Source organism: Ulvibacter sp. 2305UL32-6 (assembly GCF_058148545.1).
Genome location: NZ_JBYVKA010000026.1, coordinates 1 through 1,798, shown reverse-complemented (window position 1 = coordinate 1,798; position 1,798 = coordinate 1). Strand labels below are relative to the sequence as shown.

At 29.9% G+C, this 1,798-nt stretch carries 1 protein-coding gene; it reads left to right on the top strand.

Going from position 1 to position 1,798, the window contains the following annotated elements:
- Positions 1-37 precede the first annotated feature (37 nt).
- A complete protein-coding gene (locus ACY2RU_RS17480; RefSeq protein WP_490139770.1) occupies positions 38-1,597 on the top strand; it encodes an ORC-CDC6 family AAA ATPase in 1,560 nt (519 codons plus the stop codon).
- The last annotated feature ends 201 nt before the right edge of the window (positions 1,598-1,798 follow it).

The window sequence follows — 1,798 nt, the reverse complement described above, 5'->3', positions numbered from 1 at the left end:
TATACAAACACGTTGTAGCACATATTGACCAAAAATAATGATAAAAGATCCGAAAATAATTCAAGCCGTATCGAGCTTGTCTCAAAGAGCTGAAAGACAAAGAGATATAAAAAAGATAATAGATTCTTATGTGGAGGTTGGCATTATGCCCCAGTTAATGAATAATAATAATCAAATTCTTTACGGACGCAGAGGAACTGGAAAAACACATATACTAAAATACTATCAAAATTTATACATCAATGATAACAACAGAACAATATGTTTTATCGATTGTAGAATATTAGGCAGTTCACCACAATTTTCTGATACAAACTTATCTTTATCCCATAGATGTTCATCTCTATTTATTGATATATTGAATGAAATTAACGATACTTTACTGAACCAAATTGCATACTGCCCAAATAAAAATTCAGATTTAGCTCTTAATTCTTTGAACGATATGTCAAATTCTTCAATTGGCGAAATTCAGAAAAGTAAAAAAATTACTGATAAAAGTAAGCAGGGTAATAGTAAAACGTCAGCAAGTTCCTTAAATCTTGATACATCGAAAGTTGGAATATCATTATCCGATAGTAGATCTTCTGGTAGTGAAAGTGAAAAACTGACCGAATTTAATACTGAAGAATATGAAAAAATTCTTTTTCCTGATTTACATTATCATTTAAAAAAGGTTTTAGAATATGCGAATACTGAGTTAATAATAGTTATTGATGAATGGTCGGCTATACCAATAGATATTCAACCATTTTTAGCAGAGTTTCTAAAAAAATCTTTTATTCCAACTCCTAATGTAACACTCAAAATTGGGGCATTAGAATATCGCTCAAATTTTACAATTCCAAGAGAAAAACATAATTATATCGGCTTTGAATTGGGCAGTGACATAAGTACCAATTTAGATATTGATGAATATTATGTATATGATAGAAACCCTGTTGAAATAACTAAAGTCTTTTCCGAAATTCTTTTCAAGCATTTAAAGTCAGAGCTTGAAGAAAAATATTTAGAAAATAAATATAAAATTAAGACTGAAAGTCAATTTATACAGGGACTATTCTCGGGAAAACCAGCTTTTACTGAGTTGGTTAGAGCTTCAGAAGGAGTTATCAGAGATTTTATAAATATTTTTAATATATCATTTTTCGACACGCAGAGAAAAAACTCAAAAAATATAGATAAGAAAACTATCATAGAATCTGGAAGACAATGGTTCGAAAACGATAAATCAAAGAACTTAGATGACAATTTACATCAAAAAATAAGGCTCATAATTGACGAAGTTATCGGGAGAAAACGAGCCCGCTCCTTTTTAGTTTCAAGAGAATTGGAAAGACATCCAGTGATTCAACAATTATTTGACGCAAGAGTAATTCACTTAGTAAAAAAAGGATATTCAGATAAGGATAACCCTGGAATTAGATACAACATATACACATTAGATTACGGAACATATGTCGATTTAATAAATACGTCTAAACAACCAGAAATTGATTTCAAATTAGAATCGAATGAAAGTGTCGAAACTGTAGTTCCATTTGATGACAAAAGAAGTATAAGAAGAATTATTTTGTCTAAAGAAATACTTGAATAAAATACGTGCTACAACAACGTATATAGCTCATAGCTAGTCAGTTGCTTAATCTAAGTTAAGGCATATTTGCAAGTCCGCCAAATTTTTTAATTTGGCTTATTGATAAAAAAAGATAATAAGAAAATTAAAAAATTCGGCTCGTGCTTAACCGAATAGTAATCGTTAATTTACACGCTACGAGCCATATACAAGACCGTTGTG